This window comes from Gordonia sp. C13 (genome assembly GCF_023218005.1).
In the GTDB taxonomy this organism is placed as follows: domain Bacteria; phylum Actinomycetota; class Actinomycetes; order Mycobacteriales; family Mycobacteriaceae; genus Gordonia; species Gordonia namibiensis.
Genome location: NZ_JALPSY010000014.1, coordinates 85917 through 108225 on the forward strand (window position 1 = coordinate 85917; position 22309 = coordinate 108225).

23 protein-coding genes and 1 tRNA gene are annotated in these 22309 nt (G+C 67.2%); 8 read left to right on the plus strand and 16 right to left on the minus strand.

Features of this window, described 5'->3' with window-relative positions; all coding sequences use genetic code 11:
• Positions 1 to 247: 247 nt before the first annotated feature.
• On the minus strand, positions 248 to 814 hold the full coding sequence (gene pth, locus M1L58_RS13120) for an aminoacyl-tRNA hydrolase (RefSeq protein WP_248659229.1): 567 nt from the start codon (positions 812 to 814) through the stop codon (positions 248 to 250).
• A 45-nt stretch (positions 815 to 859) separates the two neighbouring features.
• Positions 860 to 1483 (minus strand): 50S ribosomal protein L25/general stress protein Ctc, encoded by a 624-nt coding sequence (locus M1L58_RS13125; protein WP_248659208.1) that lies wholly within the window; start codon positions 1481 to 1483, stop codon positions 860 to 862.
• Positions 1484 to 1722: 239 nt separating this feature from the next.
• Here M1L58_RS13125 and M1L58_RS13130 point away from each other — a divergent pair, with 239 nt between their 5' ends.
• Complete coding sequence (locus tag M1L58_RS13130; RefSeq protein WP_248659209.1) at positions 1723 to 2178, plus strand: limonene-1,2-epoxide hydrolase family protein; 456 nt, start codon at positions 1723 to 1725, stop codon at positions 2176 to 2178.
• Here the strand turns inward: M1L58_RS13130 and M1L58_RS13135 are convergent.
• From M1L58_RS13135 to M1L58_RS13155, 5 genes are all read right to left on the minus strand, one after another.
• A complete protein-coding gene (locus M1L58_RS13135) occupies positions 2157 to 2507 on the minus strand; it encodes a VOC family protein (RefSeq protein WP_248659210.1) in 351 nt (116 codons plus the stop codon). The genes M1L58_RS13130 and M1L58_RS13135 overlap by 22 nt on opposite strands.
• 131 nt (positions 2508 to 2638) lie before the next feature.
• Positions 2639 to 2980: an arsenate reductase (glutaredoxin) gene (gene arsC / locus M1L58_RS13140; RefSeq protein ID WP_154882680.1), complete on the minus strand. Its 342-nt coding sequence runs from the start codon at positions 2978 to 2980 to the stop codon at positions 2639 to 2641.
• Between the two features lie 88 nt (positions 2981 to 3068).
• A complete protein-coding gene (catA, locus tag M1L58_RS13145; RefSeq protein WP_248659211.1) occupies positions 3069 to 3947 on the minus strand; it encodes a catechol 1,2-dioxygenase in 879 nt (292 codons plus the stop codon).
• Between the two features lie 53 nt (positions 3948 to 4000).
• Positions 4001 to 5635, minus strand: a complete 1635-nt coding sequence (locus M1L58_RS13150; RefSeq protein WP_006867419.1) for a 4-hydroxyphenylacetate 3-hydroxylase family protein — start codon at positions 5633 to 5635, stop codon at positions 4001 to 4003.
• A 36-nt stretch (positions 5636 to 5671) separates the two neighbouring features.
• On the minus strand, positions 5672 to 6241 hold the full coding sequence (locus tag M1L58_RS13155) for a flavin reductase family protein (RefSeq protein WP_248659212.1): 570 nt from the start codon (positions 6239 to 6241) through the stop codon (positions 5672 to 5674).
• Positions 6242 to 6476: 235 nt separating this feature from the next.
• Here M1L58_RS13155 and M1L58_RS13160 point away from each other — a divergent pair, with 235 nt between their 5' ends.
• Complete coding sequence (locus M1L58_RS13160; RefSeq protein WP_248659213.1) at positions 6477 to 7445, plus strand: AraC family transcriptional regulator; 969 nt, start codon at positions 6477 to 6479, stop codon at positions 7443 to 7445.
• An 89-nt stretch (positions 7446 to 7534) separates the two neighbouring features.
• Here M1L58_RS13160 and M1L58_RS13165 read toward each other — a convergent pair whose 3' ends face one another.
• Positions 7535 to 8512 carry a ribose-phosphate diphosphokinase gene (locus tag M1L58_RS13165; protein ID WP_154882676.1) on the minus strand — a complete coding sequence of 326 codons (978 nt, stop codon included), beginning with the start codon at positions 8510 to 8512 and terminating at the stop codon, positions 7535 to 7537.
• A gap of 72 nt (positions 8513 to 8584) precedes the next feature.
• Positions 8585 to 10069: a bifunctional UDP-N-acetylglucosamine diphosphorylase/glucosamine-1-phosphate N-acetyltransferase GlmU gene (gene glmU, locus M1L58_RS13170; protein ID WP_248659214.1), complete on the minus strand. Its 1485-nt coding sequence runs from the start codon at positions 10067 to 10069 to the stop codon at positions 8585 to 8587.
• 279 nt (positions 10070 to 10348) lie between these two features.
• Here glmU and fabG point away from each other — a divergent pair, with 279 nt between their 5' ends.
• Together fabG and M1L58_RS13180 are read left to right on the plus strand one after the other, a co-directional pair.
• Positions 10349 to 11104 (plus strand): 3-oxoacyl-ACP reductase FabG, encoded by a 756-nt coding sequence (gene fabG, locus M1L58_RS13175; protein ID WP_006867424.1) that lies wholly within the window; start codon positions 10349 to 10351, stop codon positions 11102 to 11104.
• A gap of 123 nt (positions 11105 to 11227) precedes the next feature.
• A tRNA-Gln gene (locus M1L58_RS13180) sits at positions 11228 to 11302 on the plus strand.
• 56 nt (positions 11303 to 11358) lie between these two features.
• On the opposite strand, the gene M1L58_RS13185 is transcribed toward M1L58_RS13180, so the two are convergent.
• Positions 11359 to 12696, minus strand: coding sequence for an NtaA/DmoA family FMN-dependent monooxygenase (locus M1L58_RS13185; protein WP_248659215.1), 1338 nt, complete (start codon positions 12694 to 12696; stop codon positions 11359 to 11361).
• On the minus strand, positions 12693 to 13865 hold the full coding sequence (locus M1L58_RS13190; protein WP_248659216.1) for an LLM class flavin-dependent oxidoreductase: 1173 nt from the start codon (positions 13863 to 13865) through the stop codon (positions 12693 to 12695). The genes M1L58_RS13185 and M1L58_RS13190 overlap by 4 nt, the downstream gene beginning before the upstream one ends.
• A 178-nt stretch (positions 13866 to 14043) precedes the next feature.
• Here M1L58_RS13190 and M1L58_RS13195 point away from each other — a divergent pair, with 178 nt between their 5' ends.
• Complete coding sequence (locus tag M1L58_RS13195) at positions 14044 to 15183, plus strand: LLM class flavin-dependent oxidoreductase (protein ID WP_248659217.1); 1140 nt, start codon at positions 14044 to 14046, stop codon at positions 15181 to 15183.
• Positions 15176 to 15361 carry a hypothetical protein gene (locus tag M1L58_RS13200; RefSeq protein ID WP_248659218.1) on the plus strand — a complete coding sequence of 62 codons (186 nt, stop codon included), beginning with the start codon at positions 15176 to 15178 and terminating at the stop codon, positions 15359 to 15361. Before M1L58_RS13195 ends, M1L58_RS13200 begins: the two co-directional genes overlap by 8 nt.
• A 457-nt stretch (positions 15362 to 15818) precedes the next feature.
• Here M1L58_RS13200 and M1L58_RS13205 read toward each other — a convergent pair whose 3' ends face one another.
• The 4 genes from M1L58_RS13205 to M1L58_RS13220 are packed head-to-tail and all read right to left on the minus strand — an operon-like array spanning position 15819 to position 19550.
• Positions 15819 to 16787, minus strand: a complete 969-nt coding sequence (locus tag M1L58_RS13205) for a glycine betaine ABC transporter substrate-binding protein (RefSeq protein WP_248659219.1) — start codon at positions 16785 to 16787, stop codon at positions 15819 to 15821.
• Complete coding sequence (locus tag M1L58_RS13210; protein WP_006867430.1) at positions 16784 to 17599, minus strand: ABC transporter permease; 816 nt, start codon at positions 17597 to 17599, stop codon at positions 16784 to 16786. Before M1L58_RS13210 ends, M1L58_RS13205 begins: the two co-directional genes overlap by 4 nt.
• A complete protein-coding gene (locus M1L58_RS13215) occupies positions 17596 to 18909 on the minus strand; it encodes an ATP-binding cassette domain-containing protein (protein WP_006867431.1) in 1314 nt (437 codons plus the stop codon). The genes M1L58_RS13210 and M1L58_RS13215 overlap by 4 nt, the downstream gene beginning before the upstream one ends.
• Complete coding sequence (locus M1L58_RS13220) at positions 18906 to 19550, minus strand: ABC transporter permease (protein ID WP_006867432.1); 645 nt, start codon at positions 19548 to 19550, stop codon at positions 18906 to 18908. Before M1L58_RS13220 ends, M1L58_RS13215 begins: the two co-directional genes overlap by 4 nt.
• Before the next feature lie 197 nt (positions 19551 to 19747).
• Here M1L58_RS13220 and M1L58_RS13225 point away from each other — a divergent pair, with 197 nt between their 5' ends.
• Both M1L58_RS13225 and M1L58_RS13230 read left to right on the plus strand, forming a co-directional pair.
• Positions 19748 to 20413: a vitamin K epoxide reductase family protein gene (locus M1L58_RS13225; protein WP_248659220.1), complete on the plus strand. Its 666-nt coding sequence runs from the start codon at positions 19748 to 19750 to the stop codon at positions 20411 to 20413.
• Between the two features lie 324 nt (positions 20414 to 20737).
• Positions 20738 to 21439, plus strand: coding sequence for a TetR/AcrR family transcriptional regulator (locus M1L58_RS13230; RefSeq protein WP_006867434.1), 702 nt, complete (start codon positions 20738 to 20740; stop codon positions 21437 to 21439).
• On the opposite strand, the gene M1L58_RS13235 is transcribed toward M1L58_RS13230, so the two are convergent.
• On the minus strand, positions 21436 to 22230 hold the full coding sequence (locus tag M1L58_RS13235; RefSeq protein ID WP_248659221.1) for a dioxygenase family protein: 795 nt from the start codon (positions 22228 to 22230) through the stop codon (positions 21436 to 21438). The genes M1L58_RS13230 and M1L58_RS13235 overlap by 4 nt on opposite strands.
• Positions 22231 to 22309: the final 79 nt, after the last annotated feature.

Here is a 22309-nt window from a genome sequence, read left to right on the forward strand (position 1 = left end):
AGCGATAGCGACGAGCCACGAAGGCCTGGTGAGATGACGTCGGGCGGCCCTTCGTGGCTCGCTTCGCTCGCACCTCAGGGAGCTGGGGGGCGCTGCGCTCGCACCTCAGGGAGCGAGGGGGCGCTGGGCTCGCACCTCAGGGAGCGAGGGGGGCGCTGGGCTCGCACCTCAGGGAGCGAGGGGGCGGCTGGGCTCGCACCTCAGGGAGCGAGGGGGGCCGCTGCGCTCGCACCTCAGGGAGCTGGGACTACCAGGCGTGCACGGTGTTCTGTGCGCTCTCGAGATCCTGGGAGACGAGGAGTTCGACGGCGTCGCAGCCGTTGCGGATCATCAGCTCGACCTCGGCTCGGTCGGCGGACGGGAACGGCTTGAGCACGAAGTCGGCGGGATCCTGACGCCCGGGCGGACGACCGATGCCCATCCGCACGCGCAGGTAATCGCGGGTACCCATGATCTGGCTGATCGAGCGCAACCCGTTGTGGCCACCCTCGCCGCCGCCGCGTTTGAGGCGCACGAGACCGAAGTCGATGTCGAGCTCGTCGTGGATGACGATGAGATCGGTGGGCGCGACCGAATAGAACTTGGCCAGCGGACCGATCTGCCGGCCGGATTCGTTCATGTAGACGCGTGGCTTGGCCACGAGAACAGACTGGCCGCCGAGGCGAACCTCGGCGACCTCCGCACCGGACTTCTTGTGAACCTTCCAGCGCTCGCCTGCCGAGTCGACGAGGCCGTCGGCGACCATCGCGCCGACGTTGTGCCTCGTCTTCTCGTACTTGGACCCGGGATTACCGAGTCCGACAATGATTTTCACCACTTAGGGATTTTCACCACTCGTGCAGAGCAGTCGGGGGTCGGATTACTCCGACTCCGCGGGAGCCTCGGCAGCCTCGTCCTCGGTGCCTTCGGCGTCGGCGTCGGACTCGGTGGCCGCGGCCTGTGCCTCGTTGACGGCGACGATCAGGGTCTCCGGATCGGCGATCAGGGTGACGCCCTCCGGCAGGTCCAGATCGGAGGCGTGAACGGCGGTGCCGGCCTCGGCGCCCTCGACGCTGACGACGACCTGCTCCGGGATCGACAGAGCGTCGGCCTCGACCTCGACGACGCTGGCGTCCTGGACGACCAGGGTGCCCGGTGCAGCGTCACCCTCGACGACGATGGCGACCTCGACGGTCACCTTCTCGCCGCGGCGGACGATGAGGAGGTCGGCGTGCTCGATGTAGTTGCGGATCGGGTGGACGTCGACCTGCTTGGTGAGCGCGAGCTGGCTGGTGCCCTCGATGTCGAGATCGATGATGGCGTTCAGGCCGTTGTTACGCAGGATCGCGGCGAAGTCGCGGGCCGGGAGGTGCAGGTGCTGCGGGTCGGTGCCGTGGCCGTAGAGCACGGCGGGAACCTTGCCCTCGCGGCGAGCGCGACGAGCGGCGCCCTTGCCCTTTTCGGTACGGGTGGTGACAGCCAGCTTCGAGGCCTGAGTAGCCATGGTGATCTCCTCTGATCAGTGGTTGCGGTCGTTCGTCCGTCGCGACGAGCAACGGGCACGGATACCGACCGCGGACACCCACCGGGCCGCGTGGGGGCTCCGAGGAGACTGCGATGGTCGCGCCGATCACGGTGACTTGGTCACCCTCGCCGAGACAACGGGAGCAAGGATAGTCGATGACCTGCCGAGATGTCACATCGCGTCCCGCAGCGAGCACCGTCCCGGCATACTGGGCAGCCATGACCTCACAGACCCCGATCGAGATCGTGACGGCCCTGCTCGACGCATTCGCGCGCGAGGACATCGCAGGTGCGCTGGACACCATCGACGACGACATCGCGTACACCAACGTCTCGCTGCCGACCATCCACGGCAAGCGCAAGGTGGCCGGTGTGCTCGGCGGTGTCGCGAAGAAGTCGTGGGTGGGGTTCAACTACCGGATGCTCAACGTGAGTTCCGACGACGCGGGTGTCGTGCTCACCGAACGCGTCGACGAACTGCGTTTCGGGCGGCTGCATCTGCAGTTCTGGGTGTGCGGCCGCTTCGAGGTCCGTAAGGGCCGGATCGTGGTGTGGCGCGACTACTTCGACTACTTCGACATGGCGAAGGGCCTGCTGCGCGGAATTGCCGCTCTTGCCCTGCCGTCGGTGCAGAAGCCGCTGCCGATACCCGCTCAGCGGTTGAGCGGGCTGTAGAACACGAGTCCGTTGCCCTGGTTGTCGTACACCACGGCACGGCGCTCGTGCGCGTCGTCGTACGGGCCCTTCACGATGGCGCCACCGTCGGCCTCGATCGCCTTTGCCGCGGCATCGACGTCGGAGGTCTTGATGCCGACGACGACCTTGCCGGGGATCGGGTGGTCGACCGCGGTGGCGAGCGCGATCGTCACCGGACCGCCGTCGAGCGCGGCGAAGTGGGCGCCGTCGCGGAACTTCAGCGCCATGCCCAGCGTCTCGGTGTAGAACTTGATCGACTCGTCCAGGTTTTCGGTGGACAGGATGATCATCTTCGCTTCGTAGCCCATGTAGCCGATGCTAACCGCGTAAGAGGGTTGACGAAACCCTCAATCACGTTCTGGCACAGAGCTGTACACATCGGTCGCCGGGCCGCGGGCCGACGCGACCAAGGTCCCGTTCATCCGGGACCGACGCCCCTTCAGAGGATCTCGTCGAGCTTCTCGAACGGCCGCGGGATGCGGGTCCCCTTGTCGGTCACCACGATCGGACGCTCGACGAGGATCGGGTGTTCGACCATCGCGTCGAGGATCGCCTCGTCGTCGGCCGACGCGAGATCGAGCTCTTTGTAGAGGGCCTCGCGCTTACGCACGGCCTGCGCGGGGGTCAGCCCGGCGTCGGCGAGCAGCTGCACCAGTTGTTCGCGCGTGTAGGGCTCGTCGAGGTACTTGACGACGGCCGGTTCGATACCGGCGTCGCGGAGGGCCTGCAGCGCCTTGCGCGAGGTCGAGCACTTCGGGTTGTGATAGATCGTCGCGTCCACGAAAGACACCGTACCCAGCGCAAAGCGGTCCGGGCTCCAGAGGGGGAGAACCCGGACCGCTCGCGCACCCGTTCTGCGGGTGGGATCGCTACTCGGGGTCGAGTGCGAAGTCGTACTGCACGACGTTCCGGCCGTCGGCGTCGGGCTTCGGGTCGAGCAGCAGTTCCGGCTTGGTCGCCGAGGCGACGTCGTCGTCGAGCCACTCACCACCCGTGAAGTACAGCTGGGTGATGATCGGATGCCGACCCTTGGCGGCCACCCGCAGGTGCAGGTGCGCAGGTCGCCACGGGTGCCAGCCGGCGGCCTCGATGAACTTGCCGGTCGGTCCGTCGGTCGGGATCTGGTACGGCGCGGGCTGGATCGTGGTGATCTCGTAGCGTCCCTCACCGTCGGTGACCACGGTGCCGCGCAGGTTCCAAGCCGGGAGATGCGGCGCGAACCCCGAGTAGTAGCCCTCGGCGTCGGCGTGCCAGATCTCGATGGTCGCACCGGCCATCGGGTTGCCGTCGAGGTCGGTGACCTGGCCGTGCATCACCAACGGCGTCTCACGGGCGTCGACGCTGCGCATGGGGAGGGTGCAGCGCGCAGGCAGCAGCGGGGCGTCGGGGAGGTAGTACGGACCCTCGATGCTTCCCTTGGTGCCCGAGTACTTCCGCGAGTTGACCTCTTCGATGTCGTGTTCGACGAACACGTCGAGCAGTAGCGGCCACTCACCACCCTCGCCGACGTCGATGAGCCACTGCTTGAGGACCCGGTACTCGTCGTAGGTGATCTCGTACTTGTCGATCAACGCGCTGAAACCGGCGAAGGCCTCGGATGCGATGGCCGACAAGCGTTCCGGCGAGGTGTCGGCGGTGAACCGGTGGCCGGCGAAGGCTGCGGTGGCGGCGCTGCCGGAACCGGCGGCGGTCGGCGAGTCGACGCTGGGGGACTCGACGGGGGCCGGGGGTCGTTCGATGGTGGTCATGTTGTCTCCTGGTTCGAAAGCTGTGTATTCGAGAAGAGCTGTGCGAGAAAGCGTCAGCGGTTGCCGAAGTAGCTGACGTCGTCGTTGCCGATGAGGTCCGGGACCGTCCAGCCGTCGAGGTCGTACTCGGACAGGCACTGCTCGGCGAGACCCTTCATCTCCCCGACTGTGCCGCGGGCGTCGGCGAACATGAGCAGCTCGGCCTTCACGCCCTCGTGGTTGCCGGCGTAGTTGCGCTCGTAGAGTTCGTGGCGGCCGCCGAACTCGCTGCCGATCGAATCCCACAGTGCCTTCATGACCTTCACGCGATCGACGGCGAGGATGCCGTCGGAACCGCGGACGTACTTGTCCAGGTACGGACGGACGTCGGGGCTCTTGAAGTCCGCCGAGCTCGACGGCAGGTAGATCAGACCGGAGGCGACGTCCTGCTCGATGATCTCCTTCACTCGCGGGTAGCCCTGCTGGGCGAACATCCGGTAGGTCAGGCCGTACTCGAGCTTGGGGATGACCGTGTCGCCGATCCACGGCTCGGGGTTGTTGACCATGGCATCGCTCAACGACCAGAACAGGTTTCGCCAGCCGATGACCTCTCCGACGCGGGTCTGCACGCCGCGGAACCCACCCGCGCCGGTGCAGTCGAGCGCCTTGAGGAGCAGCCCGGCGATGAAGTCGAGCTTGACCGCGAGACGGGTGCAACCCTGCAGGGTGAAGCGGGGGAGGAAGCCGGATTGCGGGAAGAAGGCGTTGATCTTGTCGACGTCGCCGTACATGAAGACGTTCTCCCAGGGCACGAGCACCTTGTCGAAGACGAAGATGGTGTCGTTCTCGTCCATGCGGCTCGAGAGTGGGTAGTCGAACGGTGTGCCCATGACGGCAGCCTGCTGGGTGTACGACGAGCGGCAGATGAGCTTGACGCCCGGGGCATCCATCGGGACGGTGCAGATGAGGGCGAACTGCTTCTTCTTGATCGGCAGGCCGTAGTGGGAGATGAAGTTGTAGTTGGTGATCGCCGAACCGGTCGCGACCACCTTGGCACCGGAGACGATGAGGCCGGCGTCGGTCTCCTTCTCGACCTTCATGAACACGTCGCCGACCTCGTCCGGCGGCAGCTGGCGGTCGACCGGCGGGTTGATGATCGCGTGGTTCCAGTACAGGACCTTCTCCTGCGACTCCTTGTACCAGCGCTCGGCGTTGGCCTGGAACGGCGCGTACAGCTCGGAGTTGGCGTGCAGGGTGCCGAGGAAGCTGGCCTTGTAGTCGGGGCTGCGGCCCATCCAGCCGTAGGTCATCCGCGCCCAGGTGGCGATCGCGTCGCGGTCGGCGCGCAGGTCGTCGGCCGACTTCGGTGCGCGGAAGAACGGCATGGTCACGCCGCCGTTGCCGGTGTCCGTGGGCGCGGTGACCTTGTCCTTCGTCGCCGGGTCGTGCATCGCGTCGTAGAGGCGGGCGGTCATCCGGATCGGGTTGCGGAAGGCCTCGTGGGTGGTCACGTCCTTGACGCGCTCACCGTTGAGCCAGATCTCGCGGTCGTCGCGCAGCGACTCGATGTACTCGTCGCCGGTCATCGGCTTGGAGGCGAAGTTCTCGGTGCGGTTGGCCTCGCTGTCGGCGGCGACGTTCACCTTCGAGCGGTCGACAGTCGTCGCCTCGGTGGTCTCGGTGTCGGGAGCGATGTCGATTGCGGTCATGGTGGTCCTCACTTCTGTTGCGGTCGGTGGGCGGGATCAGGAAACGGCAGAGAGCGGCACGCAGGTCGGCGTGAACCGGGCGGTTGCGTCGAACCAGCGGCTGTGCGGGTCGTCGAGGCTGCCGCAGTACGCGGCGGCACCGGAGGTCTCGCCGAGGTCGTGGAACTTGCTGCGGTAGAACAGGAGTGGTTCGGCGTCGGTGTCGACGTGGGCGTCGACGATCTCGCCGACGTAGATGACGTGGTCGCCGCCGTCGTAGGACGCCCAAGGGTTGCAGATCAGGGTCGCGGCGCTGCCGGCCAGCGCGGGGACGAGCCAGTCCGAGCTCCATTCGGGCCCGTGCTCCTGCGGCTTGCCCGCGAAGTGCATGGCGGTGTCGAGCTGGTCCGACCGCAGGATGTTCACCGCGAACGGCGCGGCGTCGAGGTAGCCGCAGGCCTTCGACTTGCGGGTCAGCGTGACCTGGCAGAGGCGGGGCTCGATCGAGATCGGGGTGAACGCGGTGACGGTCGCGCCGTGCGGGGTGCCCTCGTCGTTCGCGCAGGTGATGACGGTGACGCCGGTGGCGAACTGTCCGAAGATGTTGCGCATCGTGCGTTGGTCCATGGGGATCAGCTCCTTTGCTCTGGCAGTGGCTGGTGGGGTGTCTGGTGTGGCGGTGCGACCAAACGTATGACCGCGGTCACATCCCGTCGATCCGCATTGCGAAGGGCTGATCCGATGTGCGCAACGATGCGAGTTGGATCGCTACAGGCTGCTGGAAGTGATGGCAGTCACAGTTACGCTGGAGCTCGTGAGGGCAGAGCCACTTGCTTCGGGGACCGACCGCGCCGGGGGATCGATGTCGCAGCAGACACCGACGCCTCGTCGCGTCGTGGGGTCGGGGATCGCGGACTGGGACGAGGTCCATGAGGTCGTCGCGGATGCGTATTTTCCGCATGAACTGCGCCCGCTGTCCCGTGACGACGCCTCGCACTATCGACTGGAATCGACGGCCATCGGCTCGACGGTGATCGCGCGGATCGGCTTCGGCGCGGATGTCTCGATCGATTCCGACCATCCAGGGGCATGGGCGATCAACATCCCGTTGTCCGGCAGCATCGCCTCGGTCACCGACGGCCGGTCGATCGTCTCCGAACCGGGTCAGGCAACGCTCAACCCGCCCGACACCCCCACGGTGATCACCAACTGGAGCAAGACGTGCGAGATCATCGGCTTCAAGGTCGAACGCGACTATCTGCAGCGCGAGATCGACCGGATCGCCGGACGGCCCGGCCGATCGCTGACCCGACATCTCGACTTGCGGACCGGGGCCGGCGCCGAGTTCCTGGGACTGATGCGGTCGGCGCGCCAACAGGTCGCGCAATGTGACAGCATCCTCCTGCGCAACCCGCGCATGGCCGAGCAACTCGGCGGAATGCTCACCACCGCACTGGTTCTCGCGGCACTACCCGACACCGACGATCCGCTGGCCGGTACCCGGCCGCGCATGGTCAAGCGCGTCATCGACGCCATCCACGCCGACCCGGCACGGCCGTGGACGGTGGGTGAACTGGCTGAGATCGGGGCGGTCAGCGCTCGCCGCCTGCAGCAAGGTTTCCGCGAATGCGTGGGGAAGAGTCCGATGGAGTACGTGCTCGACGTCCGGCTCGAAAGCATCCACAACGACCTGCTGACCTGCGGCGGAACCTCGACCGTCACCGACATCGCCACCCGCTGGGGCGTCATGCACACCGGCCGCTTCGCCGCCGCCTACCGACGTAAGTACGGGGTCGCGCCGTCGGAGACCCGGCGGATGGCCGGGGCCTGACCGCGACCTCGTTTCGCCCCCCCCGCAAAACACCGCGCCCGGATGTTCGCGAGAACATCCGGGCGCGGTGGTGAGAGGTACTGAGAAGACTAGGCGATGCCGTCGAACAGGCTTGTGACGGAACCGTTTTCGAAGACCTCGCGGATCGTCTGCGCGAGCAGCGGGGCGATCGACAGGACGGTCAGGTTCTCGAAACGCTTCTCGGGCGGGATGGGCAGCGTGTCGGTCGCGATGACCTCCTTGGCGCCGCAGCCGGCGAGACGCTCGGCGGCCGGATCGGAGAAGACGCCGTGGGTGGTGGCGATGATGACGTCGCCGGCACCGGCCTCCTTCAGGACGCGGACCGCGCCGGCGATGGTGCCGCCGGTGTCGATCATGTCGTCGATCAGGACACAGGTGCGTCCCTCGACCTCACCGACCACGCGGTTCGACTTGACCTGGTTGGGAACCAGCGGGTCACGGGTCTTGTGGATGAAGGCCAGGGGAGCGCCGCTGAGGGCGTCGGCCCACTTCTCGGCGACGCGCACACGACCGGAGTCCGGCGACACGACGGTGACGTTGTCGGTGCCGTAGTTGTCGCAGACGTAGCCGGCGAGCTGGCCGAGGGCGTGCATGTGGTCAACCGGACCGTCGAAGAAGCCCTGGATCTGATCGGTGTGCAGGTCGACCGTGATGATGCGGTCGGCGCCCGCGGTCTTGAGCAGATCGGCGATGAGGCGGGCCGAGATGGGCTCGCGTCCGCGATGCTTCTTGTCCTGGCGGGCGTAGGGGTAGAACGGCAGGATCACGCTGATGCGCTTGGCCGAACCGCGCTTGAGCGCGTCGATCATGATCAGGGCTTCCATGACCCACTGGTTCAGCGGGTAGGGGCAGCTCTGCAGCACGAACGCGTCCGAGCCGCGGACGGACTCCTCGAAACGGACGAACAGCTCGCCGTTGGCGAAGTCGCGTGCCGTCTGGGGGGTCACCTTGATGCCCAGTTCGTCGGCGACCGCTTCAGCCAGTTCGGGGTGGGCACGACCAGAGAACAGCATCAGGTTCTTCTGGTTGTCGGTGGTCCAGGTCATGAAAACTCTTCTGTCCGTTTCGGTTTCGATCGGTTGGGCTCCCCGCCGCGAACGGCGGGGTTCTCGGGTCCGCTAGGCGGGCCCGGGGTCCTTGTCGCGTGCCGCAGAGGCGTTGCCGAGTGCCTCGATGGCTGCCTGTGCCGCCGCGGTGTCGGGCCGCTTGCGCACGACCCAGTCCTCGATGACACGTTGTGTTCCCGCCGAGACCGCGAGGGCTCCCGGCGGTACATTTTGCCGCACGACGGTTCCGGCGCCGGTATATGCCCCGTCGCCGATGCTCACCGGGGCGACGAACATGTTGTCCGAGCCGGTGCGGCAGTGGTCGCCGATCACCGTGCGGTGCTTGTTCACCCCGTCGTAGTTGACGAAGACGCTCGACGCCCCGATGTTCGTGTGCTCACCGATCGTGGCGTCGCCGACGTAGGTGAGGTGCGGGACCTTGGAGCCGTCGCCGATCGTCGAGTTCTTGGTCTCCACGAAGGTGCCGATCTTGCCCGCGACGCCGAGCACGGTGCCCGGGCGCAGGTAGGCGAACGGGCCGACCGAGGCGTTGCCGCCGATGACGGCCTCGCTGCCGTGGGTGCGGATAACGTGGGCGCCCTCGCCGATCGTGACGTCGGTGAGCGTGGTGTCGGGTCCGACGACCGCGTCGGCGGCGATGTGGGTACGGCCGTGGAGCTGTGTGCCGGGTTCGATCCGCACATCCGGTTCGATCGTCACGTCGACGTCGATCCAGGTGGTGGCCGGGTCGACGACGGTGACGCCGTCGACCTGATGGCGTCGGATGATCCGGCGGTTGAGCTCGGCACCGAGGTCGGCGAGCTGCGCGCGGTCGTTGCATCCCGCGACCAGGACGGGATCGGCGACGGTGAACCCGCGAACGGCCTGGCCTGCGTCACGCGCGATCTCGACGATGTCGGTGAGATAGAACTCGCCCTGGACGTTGTCGGTCGACAGCTTCGAGAGCCCGTCCCGCAGTGCGGCGGCGTCGACGGCGTAGACACCGGCGTTGACCTCGGTGATGGCGCGCTGTTCGGGGGTTGCGTCCTTGTGTTCGACGATCGCGCGCACCGAGTCGTCGTCGGCGCGGATGATGCGCCCGTAACCCGTCGGGTCGTCGGCGATGAAGCTGGTGAGGGTGACCGCGGCGCCGTCGTCGGCGGTGTGGGTCTCGATGAGGCCGCGGAGGGTGTCGGCGTCGAGGAGCGGGACGTCGGCGGCGGTGACGATGACGGTTCCGTCGAAGTCGTCGGGGAGTGCGGTGAGTCCGACGCGCGCGGCGTCTCCGGTGCCGCGCGGCTCGTCCTGCTCCGCGATCACGATCTCGCGGCCTAGTGCGGTGGCGAGGTCGGCGACCGCTGCGGAGACCCGCTCACGCTCATGGCTGACCACGACGACGAGGTGCTCGGGATCGATGCCCGAGGTGCCGTGCAGCGAGTGACCCAGGAGGGATCGGCCGGCAATCGTATGGAGGATTTTGGGGGTCTTGGACTTCATCCGGGTACCGGCACCCGCGGCCAGCACGATCACGGCCACAGATGACGACGTTCCCGACATCGAATGCCCACCCTCTTCCTTCATCGGTGTTCACGTCGGGTGCGATCCTACGCACCGGTCCTGCGGTTCTGATAACGCACCGCACCGATTCCCGCTGAATGCAGCGCTGTCACGTGATGCGACACACGTCTGCGGACGTCACCTGATAGAACACAGGGGACCGCGTTTCCCCGAGCGTTCGATCGGCGCGCCTCGGGCGTTCGGTGTCGACGCGCAGACGGGGAGCGGACCAGCGCGGGCCGGTCGACCGGCCCGCACACCTGACCAACGGAGGTATGAATGAGCACGCAGAAGACCGCGATCGTCACCGGTGCGGCACGGGGTATCGGTGCTGCCGTGGCCAAGCGACTCGCTGACGACGGCCTGGCCGTGGCCGTCCTGGACCTCGACGCCGACGCCTGCGCCGACACCGTCAAGGCCATCACCGACAAGGGTGGCAAGGCCATCGCCGTCGGCGCGAACGTCGCCGACGACGCGTCGGTCCAGGCCGCCGTCGAGAAGGTCGCCGCCGAGCTCGGCGGACCGACCGTCGTCGTCAACAACGCCGGCATCACCCGCGACAACCTGCTGTTCAAGATGACCGTCGAGGACTGGGACGCCGTCATGGCCGTCCACCTGCGCGGTGCCTTCAACGTCACCAAGGCGGCCCAGAAGTACATGGTCGACGCCGGCTGGGGTCGCATCGTCAACCTGTCGAGCACCTCGGCTCTCGGCAACCGCGGCCAGGTCAACTACTCGGCCGCCAAGGCCGGCATGCAGGGCTTCACGAAGACCCTGGCCATCGAGCTGGGCAAGTTCGGCGTCACCGCCAACGCCATCGCCCCCGGTTTCATCGAGACCGAGATGACCGCCGCCACCGCCGAGCGCGTCGGCGTGCCCTTCGAGGACTTCAAGAAGGCCGCCGCCGCCCAGATCCCGGTGAACCGCGTCGGCGTCCCCGAGGACATCGCCCACACCGCGTCGTTCTTCATCAGCGAGGGTGCGGGCTTCGTCTCCGGTCAGGTCGTCTACGTCGCCGGCGGTCCGAAGGACTGACCTCCAGACGTCGTCTCGACGTCGCGACCTCGATCGAAGTCGCGGCGTCGAGGTGAGGTCTTGCTGACGAGAGTGCCCGGGTCGCCGCGCCGCTGGCCTGTGGCACAATCGTCAGCGCAGTATTCCCCCATGGTGTAATCGGCAACACTTCTGATTTTGGTTCAGGCATTCCAGGTTCGAGTCCTGGTGGGGGAGCCACCATATGTCCCAGCGGGGGAGCCACCACATGTGCCAGTGGGGGAGCTCTTCAGCGCTCAGGCCGGCCGCGCCAATCCCAGGTTGTCCCGCAGCGTCGTGCCTTCGTACTCCCTGCGGTGCACGCCCAACTCCTGCAGCACCGGCACCACCTCGTCGACGAAGCGGTCGAGGCCGCCGGGCACGATGTGCGGGACCAGGATGAATCCGTCGGCGACGTCGTTCTGCACGAAGTCGTTGATGGTGTGCGCGACGGTGTCCGGTGATCCGACGAAGGACTGGCGGCCGGTGACCTCGATGATGAGTTCGCGGGTGGTGAGGTTCTTGGCCTCGGCGAGGTCGCGCCATTCGCGGGCGGTGGCGACGGGGTCGCGATGCATGCGGACGCTGGCACGGCCCTTGGCGACGGTGTTCTCACCGGCGACCGGATCCACCTGTGGCAGTGGACCGTCGGGGTCGTGATCGGAGAGGTCGCGATTCCACAGCTGCTCGAGGAACTTGATCGCCGTCTGCCCGCTCACCTGTTGTAGCCGGACCTCGTGGGCGAGTTCGGCTGCCTGCGAGTCGGTGTCGCCGACGACGAAGGTCGCGGCGGGCAGCACGAGCAACTCCTCAGGTTCACGCCCATAGGCTGACAGCCGACGCTTGACGTCGTTATAGAACGCGCGACCGGCGTCGTAGGTGGCATGGCGCGAGAAGATCGCGTCGGCGGTGGCAGCCGCGAGCTCCCGACCATCGTCGGAGTCGCCGGCCTGGAAGATGACCGGACGACCCTGCGGCGGTCGCGGTGCGGCGAAGTGCCCGCGGATGTCGAATTGCGAACTCCGGAACTCGAATTCACCGGCATCATCACGCGCAAGGAACCGGCCGGACTCTTTGTCGGCGACGATGTCGTCGTCGCGCCACGAATCCCACAGCACCGCAGCGGCGTCGAGGAACTCCTTGGCGCGCGCGTAGCGCTGATCCTCCGGCAGGTAGCCGCCGCGCCGGAAGTTCTCGCCGGTGAACTCGTCCCACGAGGTGACGACGTTCCATGCGGCACGACCGCCGGACAGGTGGTCGAGGGTCGCGAATTGCCGTGCTACGTCCACGGGTTCGTTGAACGTGGAGTTGATGGTGCCGGTCAGGCCGAGATGTTCGGTGACCGCGGCCAGGGCGGAGAGCACGCTGAACGTGTCGGGTCGCCCGACGACGTCGAGGTCGTAGATCAGCCCGTTCTGCTCGCGCAGCCGGAGACCTTCGGCGAGGAAGAAGAAGTCGAATTTCCCGCGCTCGGCCGTCTGCGCGAGATGCACGAACGAGCCGAACTCGATCTGGCTGCCGGACGCGGGATCGCTCCAGACCGTGGTGTTGTTGACGCCGGGGAAGTGGACCGCGAGGTGAACCTGCTTGGTCATGCGACTCCGGCCTTTCCGGTGGTGAAACGGTTGATGGGGCGGGACAGGCCGAAGCGATCGCGGAGACTCCGATCGTCGTAGGCCTCTCGGAACAGGTTGCGGCGCTGCAGTTCCGGCACCACATTCCGGGCGATCGCGTGCAGGTCGTCGGGCAGGACCGCCGGATGCAATCGGACGCCGCGGATGCCGTCGACGGACAGCCACTGTTCGATCTCGTCGGCCAGGTCCGCGGCGGTCCCGACGACGGGGACGATGTCGGGGGTGAACGGCGAACCGGCCCACTCGTCGAGCTGTGCGAGTCGTTCACACGCTTCGCGACGACAGTCGCCGAGGACGACGAACAGATCCACCAGCGCGATGGCGGGATCGTCGTTCCTGCGTCCGGCGGCGCGGTGCGCCTCGGTGATGGCGGTGACGGCGCGCACGGCGTCGTCGACGTCACGAGGGGCGATGAACCCGAGGTCCGCGACGCGACCGATGACGGGTAGATCGGCGGCATGGGCGGCGGTCGTGGCGATGATCGGCTGCCCCTGGGGCGGGCGCGGAGTGATCGACGGGCCACGGACGGAGAACTGCGTGCCGCGGAAGTCTATGTAGTGCAGCTTGTCCCGGTCGACGAACCGTCCGGTGGTGACGTCACGGATCTCGGCGTCGTCCTCCCACGAATCCCACAGCAGGCGGAGAACCGTCGCGAAGTCGGATGCCTCATCGGCCAGTTCGGCGAGCACGGCCGGGTCGTCGGGGAACCGGCGCCTTCCGAACAGCGCGGCTTCGTCGGGATCGGGCGTCGTGCGCAGGACGACACCGGCGCGGCCTCCGCTGACGAAGTCGAGGGTGGCGACCGCTTTCGACACGTGGAACGGCTCGGTGTGCGTCGCCGTGGCGGTGGGGAGGAGACCGATGCGCCCGGTCGTCGGTGCGAGCCGGGAGGCCAGCAGCAGCGAATCCAGCCGGCCGGCGGCCCGGTCGGTCCGCGGCGGCCCCGGATGCAGTTCGAACGCGTCAGTGAACGTGACCAGATCGAGGAGCCCGGTCTCGGCGACGGCGATCAGTGACTGCCAATAGGCCGCCGTCGTCAGTTCGCCCGGCCGTGCGCCGGGTGCCCGCCACGAACCGGGATGGGACCCGGTCTGGTCCAGGGCGACTGCCACGTGCAGGGGGTCGCTCATCGGTCCTCCGTCTCGTCGGTGTGCTCGGGCCGTACAACCCGTCCTCGCCACGAACGCCTCGGCCGACGACGAGGATTCCGATGCGATGCCCATCCGATCGGGTTGGGCCAAACCCTTCCGCAGACGGCGATGAGCAGGCTTCCTGGTGGGGTCAGCGTCATGCCACCGGAGGAGCGTCATGTCATCAGCCGCGGCGATCCCACTGTCGGTGCTGGATCTTGCGCCCGTGGTCGACGGTTCGGACGCACCCACCGCCGTTCGACGCGCGGTAAAACTCGCTCGGCACGGCGAACAGCTCGGCTACCGACGGTTCTGGCTGGCCGAACACCATTTCGTCGAGGTCGCGAGTTCGTCGACGACGACGCTCATCGGCTTGGTCGCGGCGGCCACGGACACGATCCGGGTCGGGTCGGCGGCGGTGCAGAGCGGACTGCACACGCCGGTCTCGATCGTCGAGGCCTTCGGCACCATCGACGCGTTGTACCCCGGTCGCCTCGATCTCGGGCTCGGGCGATCGGCACAGCGTCGCGCCGAGGTCACGTCTGGGAGCCGCCCGACGGTCACCACACCGCAGCCCGACCAGGTCGTCGACGGCCTGCTGATCCCGTCGCCGTTCCCGGTGGAGAAGCTCCTCGGATCGCCGCGCGTAGTCGCCGCGTACGAGGCCTCCCAGTTCGAGGGCGCGCAGCCACCGGACTTCGACGACGCCGTCGGAGACGTGATCTCGTTGCTCGACGGACAGTTCCGCCACGGTGACGTCGCACTGACCGCGGTGCCGGGACGCGGCGCCGACGTCCAGGTCTGGATCTTCGGCAGCAGCAAGGGCCAGAGCGCACAGACCGCCGGCGGACGCGGATTGCCGTTCGTGGCCAACTATCACGTCAGCCCCAGCACCGTCCTCGAGGCGGTCGAGGCCTACCGCAGTGCCTTCCGCCCATCGGCCCATCTCGCCGAACCGTACGTGATCGTCTCCGCGGATGTGGTTGTCGCCGAGGACGATGCGACCGCACGACACCGCGCGTCGACGTACGGGCACTGGGTCCACAGCATTCGCAGCGGTGCGGGTGCCGCCCCGTATCTCGACCCCGACACCGCGCCCCCGCTCGACGACGAACAGCGCGCGATCGTCGACGACCGGATACGCACCCAGTTCGTCGGGTCGCCCGACACCGTCGTCGACGGGCTGCGCACGTTGGCCCGGGTCACCGAGGCCGACGAACTCCTCGTCACCAGCGTCACCCACGACTTCGACCATCGCCTGCAATCGCACGAACTACTCGCCCGCGCATGGGGTCTGGAAGGTGCATCGCATGACTGATCACGCCGCCTGGTATGCCGGTGCCTCCCGGGGCAGACTCCGGTGCTCGCTCGCCGAGCTGTTCGAGAACCTCTGGAGCCGGCTCGACGCCGACACCCTCGCCGCGGCAGCCGCGCTACATCCTGAAGCGCCGCGGACGCCGATGCCGCTGAGCGACAGGGGTTCTCCTCGGCGATAGTGAACCGGGGCCGCTTGTCGTCGGCGGTTGCGTAGTTCGGGCCACCGGCCCTTCGAGGCTCGTCGCTTGCGCTCCTCGCACCTCAGGGAGCGAAAGGGGGCTCGTCGCATGCGCTCCTCGCACCTCAGTACCCGCGGCCGGTGAACCGGCCATCGTGAGGGTCGAAAGGGTCCGCTCCCTGAGGAGGCGCCCGGATCCCGACTGCCGAACCTCAACTCGACCGGCAGACGTCGATCGAAGTCTGCCTGTCGGGTTGACGTCGACCGGTAGTTAGGTGGCGACGGTGTCTCACCAGGCCTTCGAGGCTCGTCGACTTCGATACGCTCCTTCGTCGCTACTCAGCCCGGCGGCTTGCGCTCCTCACACCTCAGGCAGCAGAGCTGGGTGCGTCGCGTTCTTTCGGATCAGGCAGCAGAGCTCGGTGCGTCGCGTTCTTTCGGATCAGGGAGCGAAAGGGTTAGGCGATGAACCCCTCGGCCTGCAGCCAGTCGTAGGCGACGTCGGCGGGGTCCTCGCCGTCGATGTCGATGCGGCCGTTGAGTTCCTGCATCACCGCGTCGGTCAGCTTGGCCGACACCGGCGCCATCAGTTCGGCGATCTCCGGCGCCTCCTCGTTGAGCTTGGTGCTGACGACCACGCATCCGCTGTACGGCAGGAAGAACTTCCGGTCGTCCTCGAGGACGGTGAGATCGAGGTTCTTGATCCGGCCGTCGGTGGAGTACACCATGCCGAAATTGCAGGGCTCGCTCTTCGCCGTCGAGGTGTACACGACGCCGGAGTCCATGGTGGTCACGTTGTTCTTCGGCACACCGTCGGGCGTGCCGAGCGGCATGTCGTAGGCCTCGAGCATCGGGATCATCCCGTCGGCGCGGCTCAGGAACTCGTCGTTGATGCAGAACGTCCGCTCGGCCACAGGGAGCTTCGTGATGTCCGACATGGTCTTGACGTTGAGGCGCTTCGCCGTGGGCGCCGACGCCGCGAACGCGTAGGTGTTGTTGAACGACGCCGGCGGCAACCACTCGGCGCCGTTGGCGCGGTCGGCGTCGCGGACCCGCTGCCACAACTCGTTCGGGTCGGAGATGGTCTCCGTCTCGCCCAGATAGGTCTGCCAGGCGGTGCCGGTGTACTCCCAGAGGATGTCGGCGTCACCGTTGAGCAGCGCCTGCCGTGAGGACATGGAACCCGGTGCGTTGGTGAGGTCCTCGACCGCCGCACCCGCCGCACCCAAATAGGTCGCGGTGATCTTGCCCAACAGGACGGACTCGGTGAAGTTCTTCGACGTCACCCGGATCTTGGTGCCCTCCAGGGGCGTCGACCCGTCGGTCAGGAAGGCCTCACGAAAGGTGCCCGATGAGCTCACCAGCCCGCAACCGGCGACCACCACCATGAGCATCGCCGTGACGACGGCCAGGACGGACTTTCTCATGAGATCCCTCGCGGTGTCGCGGCCAGTTCGACGAGCCGTCCGAGCCAGTCGATCGTCATCGCCAGGAGCGCGACCAGGATCGCGCCGGCGACGAGCAGTTTCGGCAGGAACAGGGTGATGCCGGTGGTGATGAGCGTGCCGAGGCTCGTCGCACCGATGAACGTGCTCAGGGTCGCGGTACCGACCAGGATGACCAGCGCCGTGCGCACACCGTTCAGGATCACCGGAACGGCGAGCGGCAGCTCGACCTGGAAAAGCGTTCGCACCGCGGACAATCCGATGCCGCGGGAGGCCTCTACCGTCCGCTGGTCGACCTGACGCAGGCCGACGATCGTGTTCTGCAGGATCGGCAGCACGGCGTAGACGACGAGACCGACGACCGCGGTGTTGAAACCGGTGCCGAGCCAGAACGTGAACAACACCAGCAGACCGATGGCGGGGGCCGCCTGCCCGATATTGGCGATGTTGACCGCAATCGGGTTGAGCCACTTCAGGGATGGCCGGGTCAAGGCGATTCCGAGCGGGATCGCGATGCACACCACGATCACGGTCGCGGTGAGAGTGAGCTGGATGTGGTCGAGGATCGTCGATCGTAGGGCCGGCCACGACATCGAGGCGGACTCGGTCTCGGTGAACGTGGTGCGCTGGTACCAGATCAGGAACCCGACGCCGATCACGATGATCACCAGCGGCTCGAACCAGACGTCGATGGGCACCTTCGCGAACCGGCGTCGGAAACCGTTCCGAGGTGGTTGGACCGGGGCCTCTGATGCCGCGGTGACCCGCGCGGACTCGTCGGCGACGGCGGTCATCGCTCGGCGCTCGGTTCGGCGGGGGAGGACTCGTCGTCGGCCGCGACGACCGGGGTCTCGGCAGGCGCGGTTCCCTCGGTGTGATCGAGGTAGCCGACGTGGTCGTCGTCGCGGACATCCGCGAGCTGACCACGGATCGCCTCCATCACCGACGCGATGTTCAGCGCGCCGATGGCAGCGCCGCGTCCGTCGGTGACGAGGACGCCGCCCTGGCTGGTCGCGAGCATCGAGTCGAGCGCGTCGTTGAGCGTCGACGACTGTGCGACGACGGGCAGCCGCGGGTCGAGGTAGTCCGACACCTCGGGTTTCGCCGCGACCTCGGCGACGCTGGGCCAGGCCCGAGGCCGGCCGTGATCGTCGACGACGACCAACCAGTCCTCGCCGGCGGCCCGGGCGCGGGCGACGACGCCACCGGACGATTCCCCGACACGGGCGGTGACCACCTGCTTGATGTCGACGTCGCGCACGCGGGTGAGGGTCAGATGGGCCAGCGTTGCGCCGGAACCGACGAACTCCTCGACGAACGGGCTGGCGGGGTTGGCGAGGATCTCCTCCGGCGGGGCGAACTGTTCGATGTGTCCGCCCTCGGAGAGGATCAGGACCTTGTCGCCGAGTTTGGTGGCCTCTTCGAAATCGTGGGTGACGATGACGATCGTCTTTCCCAGCTCGTGTTGGATGGCGATGAGCTTGTCCTGCAGGCGGGCTCGTGTGATGGGATCGACGGCACCGAACGGTTCGTCCATCAGCAGGACGGGCGGATCGGCAGCCAGGGCACGGGCCACGCCGACGCGCTGCTGCTGGCCGCCGGACATGTCCTTGGGCAGGCGGTCGGCGAACGTCGCGGCGTCGAGTCCGACCAGGTCCATGAGGTATTCGGTGCGCTCGGCGATGCGTTTCTTGTCCCACTTGAGAATTCGCGGGATGGTGCCGATGTTCTTGCTGACCGACCAGTGGGGGAAGAGTCCGCCGGACTGGATGACGTAACCGATGGACTGGCGGAGTTTGTCCGGATTCTCCTCGGTCACATCGCGTCCGCCGATGTAGATGCGCCCCTCGGTGGGCTCGATGAGCCGGTTGATCATCTTGAGGGTCGTGGTCTTGCCGCAACCCGACGGGCCGACGAAGGCGACGATGTCGCCGGCGTCGATCTCGAGGTCGAGTTGTGCGACCGCGGGCTTGGACTGGCCCCGGTAGCGCTTGACGACGCCTTCGAGCCGGATCGATTCGCCGGTGACGACGCGACCGTTGGCGCCGGAGGTCGGTTGGCCGGTCGATGATTTCGACGACGGGGCGGTGGTGGAGTCGGTCATGAGAGTCCCTTGGAGATGGTGAGTCGGCCGAGCAGAACCAGAAGAGCGTCGAAGACGAGCGCGATGATGACGATGAGAAGTGTTCCGGCGAGCGCTGATTCGAGGGCGTTCGCGCCGCCGAGTCGTGCGAGGCCGTTGAAGATCAATGATCCCAGGCCGGGGCCGAGGACGTAGGCGACGATCGCCGCGACGCCGACGATCATCTGTGTGGACACCCGGATTCCGGTCAGGATCACCGGCCATGCGATCGGTAGTTCGACCGTCAGCAGGATGCGCCAGCGCGACAGCCCGATGCCGCGGGCGGATTCGACGACCGAGGGCGGCACCGAACGCAAGCCGACCACCGCGTTGCCGATCACCGGGAGCATCGCGAAGAACGCGAGCATCAGGAACGACGGTGTCACGCCGAGCCCGAACGGGACGATCAGCAGCGCGAGCAGGGCGAGCGACGGAATCGTCAGCGCCACACGACTGGACGTCAAGGTGAGTGCCGATGCCAGTGGAAGCCGATAGACCAGCGCGGCGACCGCGATGGCGACGAGGGTGCCGACCAGCACGGTCTGGAAGGACAGCGACGCATGTTGATACGTCAAGAACGTGAGGGAGCGAGCGTTGTCGCCGATGTAATCCCACAATTGCACGGTTGTGTTCCCATCCCCTTTTGGTGAATGCGACATTACGCATCTGCGTGGGCCGGTGCCGACATTTGTCGGATCACGCGTGCCTTTACCCTCACCGTGAGCGGATAACCCTCCACTGGTTGCGGGCGGTCACAATCGGCACGATTCCGTGCACGCCGAAGGTCGGTGACCACGTCGGACGGTGTCATCCTGGATGGGTGAGTGAGAGCGCCCCCGCCGAAGCGACACCGACCACGACAGAGCTCGATCCGGACGACGACCGGGCCCTTCTCGCCGAAGCCGTCCGTTCCTGGACGCGGATCGTCGCCTGGGTCCTGACCGTCGGCGGCGCGATCGGGTTCGTGGCGTCGTTCGTGCTGACCGTCGAACGCATCGAGCTCTTCAAGAACCCCGATTATGTGCCGTCATGCAACTTCAACCCGGTCCTGAGCTGCGGATCGGTGATGGGCAAACCACAGGCCGCCCTGTTCGGGTTCCCCAACCCGTTGCTGGGCATCGCCGGTTTCGCGGTGGTGGTCACCACCGGGGTAGCGATCCTCGCGGGTGCACGTCTCGCGGGCTGGTACTGGGCGGGACTGCAAGTCGGCGTGACCGCGGCGATGACCTTCATCTGTTGGCTGATCTACTCGAGCCTCTACTCGATCGGCGCGCTGTGCCCGTACTGCATGGTCGTCTGGGCGGTGACCCTGCCGATCTTCGTGTTCGTCAGCGTGCGCAACCTCCACGCGAGCGGCCTGACCTCGCGATCCGGGGTGGCACTCGCGGTCGCCCGCAGTCACGCCCTGATCCTGGTGCTCTTCGTAGCGGTCGTGATCGTGCTCATCGCGGTGCGCTTCTGGTCGTATTGGTCGAGCTTGTACTGAGGGCGCGGCAGCCCTTCGTGGCTCGCTGCGCTCGCACCTCAGGGAGCGAGAGACTTCGCTGCGCTCGCACCTCAGGGAGCGAGAGAGTTCGCTGCGCTCGCACCTCAGGGAGCGAGAGACTTCGCTGCGCTCGCACCTCAGGGAGCGAGAGAGTTCGCTGCGCTCGCACCTCAGGGAGCGAGAAAGTTCGCTGCGCTCGCACCTCAGGCATCGGACCTGGGTGCGTCACGCTCTTTCGGATCACGGAGCAGAGACGCTCGCAGCTCAGGAGCGAGAATGGCGCAACATTCGTGATTCCGCGGCGTCTCGTCCTAGGCTTGGCGCATGGCGATCGGACGTCCGGCGGAGGGTGCGGCCGAGGTGCAGCGCGCACCCCGGGCGCGGATGACCGGTGCGCAGCGTCGATTACAGCTGATCGAGGTGGCGCGCGGACTGTTCGCCGAACGCGGTTACGAGGGGACCTCCATCGAGGAGATCGCGCAGCGCGCAGGTGTTTCCAAGCCGATCGTGTACGAACACTTCGGTGGCAAGGAAGGTCTCTACGCGGTCGTCGTCGATCGTGAGATGGAGACGCTGCTCGAGATGGTGACCGCGTCGCTGTCGAAGAACCGGTCGCTGTACCGCATTCAGCAGGTCGCGCTCGCGTTGCTCACCTACATGGAGGAGCGCACGGACGGGTTCCGCATCCTCGTCCGCGGCGACAGCACCGCGTCGACCGGTGAAACGGCCACCTACTCAAGCCTTCTCAACGATGCCGTGAGCCAGGTCGAGCACATCCTGGCCGGCGACTTCGAACGCCGCGGCTTCGACCCGGCCCTCGCCCCGCTGTACGCGCAGGCCCTTGTGGGCATGGTGTCGTCGACTGCCCAGTGGTGGCTCGACGTCCGTGAACCGTCGAAGGAGGTCGTCGCCGCCCACCTGGTGAACCTCTGCTGGAACGGCCTGACCCGCCTCGACCCGTCACCGGATCTCGTCGGCCCCGACTACGTCGAACCCCTCGAGCGGACGACGGCCGAGGACGGTTAGGCGAGCACCAGGCTCCGCTTGGAGAGTCCCATCCAGAACCCGTCGATGACCTGATCCGGGCGCTGTTCGGCGTCGTCGCTCGCGCCGAGCGCAACGTACAGCGGCGCGAAGTGTTCGATCGTCGGATGTGCGTACGGCATGCCGGGTGCGGTCTGCCGAAAGCGGATGAGTGACTCCACATCTCCGGCGGCGAATCGTTCGGCGGCCCAGGCGTCGAATTCGGCGGACCAGCTCGGGGGAGTGGCCTCGGGGCGGAAGTCGCGTAGGAACGGCAGGCCGTGGGTGGTGAAGCCGGAGCCGATGATCAGCACGCCCTCGTCGCGCAACGGCTTGAGGCGTCGACCCAGTTCGAGCAACCGCTCGGGGTCGAGGGTCGGCAGGGAGATCTGCAGGACCGGGATGTCCGCCTCGGGATACATGACGGTCATCGGCACGTAGGCGCCGTGGTCGAGGCGACGGTCGGGGTCATGGGCGATCGGCTCGCCGTCGGGCATCATCGCGGCGACGCGTCGGGCCAGGTCCGGGGCGCCCGGCGACCGGTACTGGACGCGGTAGTACTTCTCCGGAAAGCCGCCGAAGTCGTAGGTCAGCGGGGTCCGGGAGTCGGTGGAGCCGATGGTCAGGGGCGCCGCCTCCCAGTGCGCGGACACGATGAGGATCGCCGTCGGACGGGCGAGCTCGCCGGCGAGGTTCTCCAGCTGGTGCACCCAGGTGGGACTGTCGACGAGCGGCGGTGCGCCGTGGGACAGGAAGAGCGCGGGCGGCCGGGCGGGGGAGTTCGAGCTGAGCACGCCCAATCATAACCGGACTGCGGTCCGTTTTGTTTCCGAGGGCTGCGAAGGGGACGTGATCGGCGTGGCCGCCCACGTC

Excerpts from the sequence above, each read along its gene's own strand:
- M1L58_RS13125 (WP_248659208.1), bottom strand. The coding sequence starts at position 1,483 with ATGGCTACTCAGGCCTCGAAGCTGGCTGTCACCACCCGTACCGAAAAG.
- M1L58_RS13130 (WP_248659209.1), top strand. The coding sequence starts at position 1,723 with ATGACCTCACAGACCCCGATCGAGATCGTGACGGCCCTGCTCGACGCA.
- M1L58_RS13135 (WP_248659210.1), bottom strand. The coding sequence starts at position 2,507 with ATGGGCTACGAAGCGAAGATGATCATCCTGTCCACCGAAAACCTGGAC.
- catA (WP_248659211.1), bottom strand. The coding sequence starts at position 3,947 with ATGACCACCATCGAACGACCCCCGGCCCCCGTCGAGTCCCCCAGCGTC.
- M1L58_RS13150 (WP_006867419.1), bottom strand. The coding sequence starts at position 5,635 with ATGACCGCAATCGACATCGCTCCCGACACCGAGACCACCGAGGCGACG.
- M1L58_RS13155 (WP_248659212.1), bottom strand. The coding sequence starts at position 6,241 with ATGGACCAACGCACGATGCGCAACATCTTCGGACAGTTCGCCACCGGC.
- M1L58_RS13160 (WP_248659213.1), top strand. The coding sequence starts at position 6,477 with ATGTCGCAGCAGACACCGACGCCTCGTCGCGTCGTGGGGTCGGGGATC.
- M1L58_RS13165 (WP_154882676.1), bottom strand. The coding sequence starts at position 8,512 with ATGACCTGGACCACCGACAACCAGAAGAACCTGATGCTGTTCTCTGGT.
- glmU (WP_248659214.1), bottom strand. The coding sequence starts at position 10,069 with ATGTCGGGAACGTCGTCATCTGTGGCCGTGATCGTGCTGGCCGCGGGT.
- fabG (WP_006867424.1), top strand. The coding sequence starts at position 10,349 with ATGAGCACGCAGAAGACCGCGATCGTCACCGGTGCGGCACGGGGTATC.
- M1L58_RS13185 (WP_248659215.1), bottom strand. The coding sequence starts at position 12,696 with ATGACCAAGCAGGTTCACCTCGCGGTCCACTTCCCCGGCGTCAACAAC.
- M1L58_RS13190 (WP_248659216.1), bottom strand. The coding sequence starts at position 13,865 with ATGAGCGACCCCCTGCACGTGGCAGTCGCCCTGGACCAGACCGGGTCC.
- M1L58_RS13195 (WP_248659217.1), top strand. The coding sequence starts at position 14,044 with ATGTCATCAGCCGCGGCGATCCCACTGTCGGTGCTGGATCTTGCGCCC.
- M1L58_RS13200 (WP_248659218.1), top strand. The coding sequence starts at position 15,176 with ATGACTGATCACGCCGCCTGGTATGCCGGTGCCTCCCGGGGCAGACTC.
- M1L58_RS13205 (WP_248659219.1), bottom strand. The coding sequence starts at position 16,787 with ATGAGAAAGTCCGTCCTGGCCGTCGTCACGGCGATGCTCATGGTGGTG.
- M1L58_RS13210 (WP_006867430.1), bottom strand. The coding sequence starts at position 17,599 with ATGACCGCCGTCGCCGACGAGTCCGCGCGGGTCACCGCGGCATCAGAG.
- M1L58_RS13215 (WP_006867431.1), bottom strand. The coding sequence starts at position 18,909 with ATGACCGACTCCACCACCGCCCCGTCGTCGAAATCATCGACCGGCCAA.
- M1L58_RS13230 (WP_006867434.1), top strand. The coding sequence starts at position 20,738 with ATGGCGATCGGACGTCCGGCGGAGGGTGCGGCCGAGGTGCAGCGCGCA.